Below are 8,645 nucleotides of genomic sequence, written 5' to 3' on the forward strand. Positions count from 1 at the left end.
GCACAACAACATTATACAATTGAAAGTTTCCCTCAAACTTGGTTGGTTAAAATTTTTTTAGAAGTTCTACGGAGGCGAGTGAAGTTTGGAAAAAATCCAGTTCAAAATGACTTTCACAGTTACAGGCATGACGTGTGCAACGTGTGCGAGGATCGTTGAACAGGCTTTGAAAAAAATCGAAGGTGTGAACTTCGCTTCCGTCAACCTAGCGACTTCAACAGGCTTCGTCCTCGCAGAAAGGATGATAGATTTTGAAAAGATCAAGAAAGCCATCGAAGAGGTTGGCTACGGTGTCGAGACCGGTCTACCTCAAGATATCGAGGTCAAACGGTACAGACAAGCTAAGAGAGATCTTCTAATCGCATGGTTGACCAGCTCGCCTTTGATATTCTTGATGATCTTTCACATGTTCATGGTACAACGAACCCATCCGCTCTGGTTGGAAGTCTCGCTCTCAGCCTTCGCAATTTTTTATGTTGCTAGAAAGACCTTCAAGGGAGCTTGGATAGCTCTGACGCACAGGCATTTCAACATGGACGTGCTCATCTCTCTGGGAGCTATCGGTTCTTGGATGAGTGGTGTGATCAAGTTGGCTGGACTGCCAGTTGTTTCCTTTGCTTCCATAGGGGCGATGATCGTCGCTTTCCACGTCACGGGAAGATTCATAGAATCGTACTTGCGTGACAAAGCGAGTAAGCAGTTGAAAAGCCTCGCTCAACTTCAAGCAAAAGAGGCTCGAGTGATCGATGGTTCAAACGAACTCTTCGTGCCGATAGAAGCTGTGAAAGAAGGTTTCATCGTACTAGTGAAACCTTCAGAGAGGATACCCGTTGACGGCACGATCGTTGAAGGAGAATCTTATTTAGATGAATCTCCAATAACTGGAGAATCTGTGCCCATTTTGAAGCGCGAAGGGGACACAGTCACGTCAGGTTCTCTGAACCTCACTTCAACGGTGAAGATCAAAGTGACGAAAGTTGGGGAGGACAGTTTTCTTTCCCAAATACTCAGGCTCGTTCAACAGGCACAAGGCTTCAAAACACCCATCCAGATCCTCGCAGATCGGATCACCAACTGGTTCGTGCCCACGGTCATCCTTCTGGCGATTTCTAGTTCCACGATCTGGTACTTCTATTATCAAAGATTTTCACCGTTTCTGGAGAAAATCAGGCGTTTCCTTCCTTGGATCGCGGAGACGAACGAGCCCCTGAGTTTCTCCATCTTCGTTTTCGTATCCACGATCGTCATAGCCTGTCCGTGTGCACTCGGATTGGCCACGCCCATGGCCCTGCTCGTGGGAACAACCCGCGCGATGAAGAAAGGCCTCCTCGTGAAGAACGCCGAAGCCATCCAGACGATGAAAGACGTCAGGTTCATCTTGATGGACAAAACAGGCACACTCACGTTGGGCGAACCGAAGGTGGTTGAACACAATCTGGATCGAAAGCTTTTGAACATCGTGGCGAGCATTGAAAAAAGATCGAACCATCCTTTCGCCAAAGCGATCTCAAAGCTCGCCCACGATGAAGTTGAGATCGAATCGTTCAAAGAGATAGCTGGTGAAGGTGTCGTCGCGACTATTGAAGAGAAAGAATACTTCATCGGCAGGCCTGTAGACTATTCACGTTACGAAGAGCTCCTCTCACAGGGTAGAACCGTCGTGGAAGTGAGGGTGAACGGGACCGTCGTGGGATTCCTCGCTTTAGAAGATACCGTCAGGGAGGATGCTGAAAGGGCCATACAGAAACTCAAATCTTTGAAGATGGAACCTGTGATGGTAACGGGTGACAACGATAGAACAGCTCGTTCCGTTGCGAAAAGATTGGGCATAGAAAAAGTTCATTCGGGATTGAAACCACAAGAAAAACTTGAACTTGTGAGGTATCATCAATCTATGGGAAAGAAAGTTGCCATGATCGGTGATGGAATGAACGATGCTGCCGCACTCAAAGCTGCCGACGTTGGTATAGCCATGGGTTCTGGAACGGACATCGCCATGGAAAGTGCGGACATCATCATCGTGCGTGGGGGAATATCGAAAGTAGTTGAAGCCGTGGAGATCTCGAACAAAACATTCAAAAAAATCAAGCAAAATCTTTTCTGGGCTTTCTTCTACAACGTTGTTGCGATACCTTCAGCCATGATGGGATTGTTGCACCCCCTGCTGGCTGAGACGGCGATGATTTTGAGCTCCATCACCGTCACGATCAATTCTTTGAGTTTGAGGAGGGAAGATGCATGAAATATGAACTATACGTTCCAAACATTTCTTGTGGGCATTGCAGAATGAGAATATCGAAAGCTTTGGATGAGCTGGGGATGAAGAACTACCAGATAGACATCGCTCAAAAGAAAATAACCTTGGAGACCGAAACAATCGAGCCGATATTGAAAAAGCTACAGCAAATTGGATATCCTGCAGAAAGCTACAGACAAATATGAACCTCAACGATTCACAATCTTGAACAACTTGACGATCAAAAAGATCAAGAACGCCAGAAAGAGTATTGGCAACACCAAGATGAACAAGCCGAGCAACGCGAAAACAACTACAAGTGCGCCGATACCGATCGCTATGAAGCCTGCGAAGAATGGCAAAAATTTGAAAAACAGATAAATCAAAAAAATCACACCGAGGAACGCAAGAAAATGAAGCACAAGATCACCCCTCACAGTTTCACAGGCACGATTTTTCAAACCAATTGGAGTGGAACCTATCGAGCACGGCTTCAAGTTTGTTGAAGCTCTCTGAGTACCATCTCTGGTGGAACTTTCTCGAGCAACGCGATGCGCTTGTGGATTGGTGGATGTGTGCTGAACAAATTTGCAAAGAAACCCTCCTTTTCGTTCACCTTCCTTTTGAGTGGATCTGAAATGAACAAATGAGCCGTTGCGATCGTGGCATTCTTCACCTTGGGCTTCATCTTTTGAGTCTTGGCAATCTTTCTCAACGCGTTGGACAAGCCTTTGGGATTTCTCGTCAGTTCGACTGCTTTAGCATCCGACAGATATTCTCTGGTTCGAGAAACAGCAAAGATGGTGATCCTTCCAATCAATGAAAACAGTGTCGCAACTAAGGCTATGATCAAGAGTGCAACCAACAAGTAAGCAACTCCGCTGTCTTTTCCCTTTTTACTCGATCTGCGCGGAGTTGAAGACGAAGCAAGAAGTCTCAAACTCCTCCAAGCGAACAACTGCACCAAGACCATCGTACCCAGAATGGCACTGATGGTGGTCATCAACAGTGTGTCTCTGTTGATGATGTGACTCACTTCGTGCGCAACGACGCCTTCCGTTTCCTCCCTGTTCAAATTCTTCAGCAGGCCAGACGTCACACAGATTGCACTGCTTTCCCTCCTGAATCCCGTCGCAAAAGCGTTGATGTTCTCATCCTCCATCACGTAGAGCTTCGGAACTTCTTTCAACCCAGCCGCGAGACACACCTCTTCAACGATGTTTTGAAGTTGCTTTTCTTCGAAATCTTTTTCATTGATGGGCCTTGCTCCTACGGATCTTAAAACCAACGAAGCGCCCGAACTGGTTCCAACGAGCGTTTGGATCAAAGCGATGAAGATCAGAACGATCGTTCCCGCAGGAAAAACTCCAAACAGAGCGTCTATCAAAAGGCCAAGAATCCCCATCATGAGAATGAAAACCGAAACGAGCAAGTATGTGTTTCTGATGTTCCTCTTGTGAAGTTCTACAAAATCCATCGCACCACCTCCCCTTTGCCCGATCCTATCACAAAAATAAAACCCCGCTCAAGCGGGGTTGCACTCTGCAAAGTTGATCAGAACGAAAGATCCACTTTGGGTGTTTCCTTCTCGGTGGCAGCAGCTTCGAAGAACGGAAAGGCTTTGAAATTGAACATCCTCGCTACGATGTTGGTTGGGAACATCTCGATGGACGTGTTGTACTTCATCACCGTGTCGTTGTAGAACTGTCTAGCGTAGCTGATCCTATTTTCCGTGCTGGTGAGCTCCTCCATGAGCTGTTTCACCTGCTCGTTCGCCTTCAGTTCAGGATATCTCTCGAACACGGCGAGCAGTCGAGCCAGTGCACCAGAAAGCTCGCCTTCAGCCTTTATACGATCGTCTATCGAACCACCAGAAACAGCTTTGGCACGTGCGTTGATCACGGCTTCCAAAGTTTCTTTCTCAAACTTCATATAACCCTTCACGGAATTCACCAAGTTTGGAATGAGATCGTGCCTTCTTTTGAGCTGAACATCGATCTGACTCCACGCATTTTCAACACGCTTTTTCTTCGAAACTAGTGAGTTGTAAGTGCCGATGAACCAGACGATCAATATCAAAACGATCGCTACGATGATTCCAACAATGAGCATACGAACACCTCCGAAAGCTAATATACCACAAAAATAAAACCCCGGCCGAAGCCGGGGTAAAGAACTATTACCAACAAACTTCAGAACGACACGCCTAGGCTCCAACCAACCGTAACTTTCGATCCTTCGTAAGAAGCACTGACGGTATGACTAAGCAACTCTGTCTTCCAGCTGGCATAACCAACGAAGTTCAACTTTGTAAGGTCTGTGATGTTTGGCAGGATGAAATCAGCACCGAGTGTGACTGGGCTCAGAGCGGTTGTTACCAAGGCTATTCCAAGTTCGTTACCTTTTGCAAATACGAAACTGCCTTTAAATTTTTCAATACCGAAATCAACACCGAACAAGTAATCTTTGAGCATACCCGTGAGAGTACCAGCGCCTGCATCGAGTGCAACATAACCAAAACCTTTCAAAGTGGCATTTTTAATTTCGAGCGCTTTCGCAAGATCTATTGTTGCACCAGCGCTAATTTCGGGGAATTTACCTGCTCCGGCAGAAACGATACCCTTTGCCAACAAAGTCAAACCAAGGAACGAGAAACTCAAGCTGTTGTAAACATCAACATCGATTGATGTAGCTGCTGGCGTATAGGCATAGACGGTCAAAGAATCTTTCAATTCACCGGATGCGATATCAAATTTCAGTGCTACTGCATCTGTTCTGTTTCTGGAGGTGAAGCTTGGTGGTGTTACAATCCAGCTGAAGTTGCTACCTGTTGCCAGAGTATAGCCTCTGGACAACTTACCAACTTGCAGTGTTACTGTGAAAGCATCTGAAACGTACAGCTTCTGCCATACGTATGTACCCCAGTTAAGGTCAATTTGCATATTGACATCGGACGCTGGAGCTGTTCCTGGAAAGTTTCTTTCGAATGTGACAACAAAACCAGTCATGGTTGCAGAATCAGAAGATCTCATGTCGAGTGTAGCGAAAGGTTCAACTGCTACACTGAAAGTATTAGCCGAAGCGTCGTAAGTCAACTTCGGTGTCACGAAGAACCGACCAGTGATACTCACAGCGCCGAAAGCTGCAACTGTTACCAGGGCGACCAGTAAAACAAGCAGTTTCCTCATAACTCAACACCCTCCTTCACTTGTAATTTTTTACCCCAAGTGGGGTTCACATTGCACCCACGATCATGGCGGCGACTGCCAATATTATAGCCCCTATGACTGCGCCGGTGAGTGCCGCGTTAGCTTTGGAGAGATCTTCTATCTTTTTGAGAAGTTCGGCTTTGACATCTTCGATCGATTTCGTCGTGGCTTGGAACTTTTCGTTCGTCTCAGATTTCAAAGATGCCACTGCTGCGTTCGTATCTTCTTTCACTGCGAACAAGCCATCCCTCAACTCTGAAAGCTGTGTGTTTATGGAATCGATCTGGTCGAGTACGTAGTCGATTTGCTCTTCGTGCTGTGACTGGAAATCTTTCAAAGCGGCTTCAAGCTGTGACAGCTTCGAACTCAGCTGATTTTTGAGCTCTTCGATCTTCTTTGCGGTATCGGCTGTGAGATTGGCGATCGCCTTTGCATTTTCGTTGGCTTTAGCTTCAACTTCTCCAACTTTGCCTTCGACGCCACCCAATTTGCTTTCAAGATTGCTGACCTTCTCACTCAATCTGTCGAGTCTGATCGATAGATATCCGAGCGTTTTCACAGCGTTGTCCAACGCTGAAGATAGATCTCCAACCTGAGATTCGAGAGCTTCGACCCTGTTTGAAATGTTCCTCGTATAAGCTGTGAGATCTTTTACGATGTTCTTTACAGGTTCGATCGCAAGCAATTTTTTATCGATCTGTGCGATCTTACCTTCAAGCTTTGAAAGTGCCTCTTGGAAGGTTGCAACGTTTTCGGAAAGTTTTGCTTCAAGGCTTGAACTCAGCTTTGCGAGCTCTTCATCGTGCTTCTTCTGCAAATTCGCCAACGCTTCGTAGAGCTTGATGACGTCTTTGTCATGGATGTTCACAGTTTGTTTGAGAGATTCGAGCGCTTTGGTGAGTTCTGTAACATCCGTTCTTGCTGCGAGTTCTGCAACCTTCTTTTCCAGATCGTCCACCCTCCGAATGGTTGAGCCAAGTTTCACACTGACGGCGTCCAGAACTTTCAAAACGTCACTGATGTAAGGACCAACGATCTCAGTTTCGATGAGTCCGATCAATCTGCTGATCATGGCTGCTTCTTCGTAGCGTGTTATGTTGCGATCACCCTTGAAGGTCCCATCTGGATAACCAATGACGATACCCTTCTCTTTCAAATGTTTCACATACCCATAAGCCCAATGCTTTTCAGGAACATCGGGGAACATGCCTGAAGCGAACACCCCAACGGCGATGAAGATTGCTACGACTGTGAAAAGAAATCTCTTCATAACGCCAACCTCCCTTCATATTGTTATCTTCGGTGGGAACTTTCCCCCCACTTGTCAAAGACCAAAACAATCCAGATCAAAATTCATTATAGCACCAAGCAAGTTTGAAAATCAAGTCTTCAACTGATCCGTTTACGAACAAGTTTAAAGAAATGTCTTTTACCCACCTTGAGTATTCTCTCTGTATCGAGCTTGACCGTCGTATGGATGTCGATTATTTTTTGTCCGTCCAGCTTCACGCCACCTTGCTGGATCAATCTCTTCGCTTCACTCTTACTCGCAGCGACGTTCAACTTCACGAGTAATTCTACCAGTTCAACCTGGTCTGTGTCAAGCACCAGCGTAGGTAAATCTTCTGGGAGCTCCTTCTTTGAAAAAATTTTCACGAACTGCTCTTTGGCCTTTTCCGCCTCCTCTTCTCCGTGGAAGAACTTGGTTATCTCAAAAGCCAACGTCAATTTGACGTCCCTCGGATTGATCTTACCTTCTTTCATGAGTCTTTCGTACTCTTCTATCCTTTCTTCAGGAATTTGAGTTAAAAGCCTCATGTACTTTGTGATCAACCAATCTGGAATGGACATGAGTTTTCCGAACATCTCGTTCGGATGGTCGTTGAAGGCGATGTAGTTACCATAGCTTTTGCTCATCTTCATTTTTCCATCGGTTCCCTCTATGAGGGGCATCGTCATAACGATCTGAGGCTCTTGTCCAACTTGCTGTTGAATGTGTCTTCCAACGAGGAGGTTGAAATATTGATCGGTTCCACCCAGTTCCACATCGGCCTCTATCGCCACGGAATCTTGGGCTTGTGCGAGCGGATAGAGAAATTCGGCTATGGAAATGGGAACGTTTTCTTTGTACCTTTTAGAAAAATCGTCCCTTTCGAGCATGCGAGCCACAGTGTATTTGGAAGCAAGCTTTATAACATCCGCAAAACTCATCTTGGCGAGCCATTCACCGTTGAAGCGAAGCTCCGTCTTATCTCTGTCCAATATCTTGAAAGCCTGTTCTGCGTAGGTTTGCGCATTTCTCTTCACTTCCTCTTCGCTGAGCATCGGTCTTGTGGAATCCCTCCCAGATGGATCACCTATCTGAGCGGTGAAATCGCCTATGATGAGCACAACCTTGTGACCGAGCTCTTGAAACTGTCTCAACTTAAAAAGAACAACGGCATGGCCAAGATGCAGATCTGGCCTTGAAGGATCCACACCGAGTTTCACACGCAACTGTTTTTTCCTCTTGAGCTTATCCAACAACTCTTCTTCGTTCACAAGATCTACCACGTTCTTTTTCAGAATCTCCAGCTGTTTTTCTGGTTCCATCACATCACCTCGATATGAAAAAAGCCGTCAAAATACTGCTCACCATGAAAGCTATGGCAAGACCGAGCGTGATCTTACCAGAAGTATCGAGACCTTTCTTCCTTCCAAACATGGTGTAGAGTGCTCCGCTACCAAAAGCTCCGCCGAGCTCGGCGAACTTGCCCATCTGAACGATCACCATGTAGATGAGCCCTGCGCTGATCAGTGAATGAAGAACTATCATGAACGTTTTCACAAACTCCACCTCCTGCTTGCAAATATAACACACAGCTTTGCAAAATGAAAGCCCCCCATGAGGGGGGCTTTCAGTTAATAACTACTTAAATTATTTTGCTTGGACCTTATTTTTCTTCCAATCTTCACATGGCCAGCCGAATGTGACAGATCCATTGCTCAACTTGATAGCTCCTGCCCCCATGTCGATATAATAATTGGCATTAGCTGTTAAAGCCGTTGCAAACTGAGTTGGACTTGCATCTTTCAAGCAAATACCAAGATATTTGTATTTTGTGTCTGAAATTGGTAGTTCTTTGAAATCAGGTTTGTCTTCTGGCAGGATACTGTACATTGCTGCATAACCACTGTCCCAGGGTTTATAAATCGTTATC

General features: G+C 45.9%; 10 protein-coding genes. 2 read left to right on the top strand and 8 right to left on the bottom strand.

Annotated features, from left to right (window positions below; translation table 11 throughout):
* The first annotated feature begins 106 nt into the window (after positions 1 to 106).
* Together NZ875_07755 and NZ875_07760 are read left to right on the top strand one after the other, a co-directional pair.
* Positions 107 to 2,242 carry a cation-translocating P-type ATPase gene (locus NZ875_07755; GenBank protein ID MCS7175629.1) on the top strand — a complete coding sequence of 712 codons (2,136 nt, stop codon included), beginning with the start codon at positions 107 to 109 and terminating at the stop codon, positions 2,240 to 2,242.
* On the top strand, positions 2,239 to 2,442 hold the full coding sequence (locus NZ875_07760) for a heavy-metal-associated domain-containing protein (GenBank protein MCS7175630.1): 204 nt from the start codon (positions 2,239 to 2,241) through the stop codon (positions 2,440 to 2,442). The genes NZ875_07755 and NZ875_07760 overlap by 4 nt, the downstream gene beginning before the upstream one ends.
* Positions 2,443 to 2,445: 3 nt before the next feature.
* Here the strand turns inward: NZ875_07760 and NZ875_07765 are convergent, their stop codons facing one another.
* The 8 genes from NZ875_07765 to NZ875_07800 all read right to left on the bottom strand — a co-directional run.
* A complete protein-coding gene (locus tag NZ875_07765) occupies positions 2,446 to 2,658 on the bottom strand; it encodes a hypothetical protein (protein ID MCS7175631.1) in 213 nt (70 codons plus the stop codon).
* Between the two features lie 71 nt (positions 2,659 to 2,729).
* Positions 2,730 to 3,713, bottom strand: a complete 984-nt coding sequence (locus tag NZ875_07770; GenBank protein MCS7175632.1) for a M48 family metallopeptidase — start codon at positions 3,711 to 3,713, stop codon at positions 2,730 to 2,732.
* 77 nt (positions 3,714 to 3,790) lie between these two features.
* Positions 3,791 to 4,348, bottom strand: coding sequence for a LemA family protein (locus NZ875_07775; GenBank protein MCS7175633.1), 558 nt, complete (start codon positions 4,346 to 4,348; stop codon positions 3,791 to 3,793).
* 80 nt (positions 4,349 to 4,428) lie between these two features.
* Complete coding sequence (locus NZ875_07780; protein MCS7175634.1) at positions 4,429 to 5,424, bottom strand: hypothetical protein; 996 nt, start codon at positions 5,422 to 5,424, stop codon at positions 4,429 to 4,431.
* Positions 5,425 to 5,470: 46 nt separating this feature from the next.
* The gene (locus NZ875_07785) at positions 5,471 to 6,715 is read right to left on the bottom strand and encodes an S-layer homology domain-containing protein (protein MCS7175635.1); all 1,245 of its coding nucleotides are present in this window, start codon (positions 6,713 to 6,715) and stop codon (positions 5,471 to 5,473) included.
* 119 nt (positions 6,716 to 6,834) lie between these two features.
* Positions 6,835 to 8,037: a tyrosine--tRNA ligase gene (tyrS, locus tag NZ875_07790; GenBank protein ID MCS7175636.1), complete on the bottom strand. Its 1,203-nt coding sequence runs from the start codon at positions 8,035 to 8,037 to the stop codon at positions 6,835 to 6,837.
* Between the two features lie 4 nt (positions 8,038 to 8,041).
* The gene (gene secG / locus NZ875_07795; GenBank protein MCS7175637.1) at positions 8,042 to 8,272 is read right to left on the bottom strand and encodes a preprotein translocase subunit SecG; all 231 of its coding nucleotides are present in this window, start codon (positions 8,270 to 8,272) and stop codon (positions 8,042 to 8,044) included.
* 90 nt (positions 8,273 to 8,362) lie between these two features.
* Positions 8,363 to 8,645 (bottom strand): hypothetical protein (locus NZ875_07800; GenBank protein ID MCS7175638.1); only part of this gene is annotated, 283 nt, incomplete at its 5' end.

The sequence above is a fragment of the Pseudothermotoga sp. genome, assembly GCA_025060105.1.
Lineage (GTDB): Bacteria > Thermotogota > Thermotogae > Thermotogales > DSM-5069 > Pseudothermotoga_A.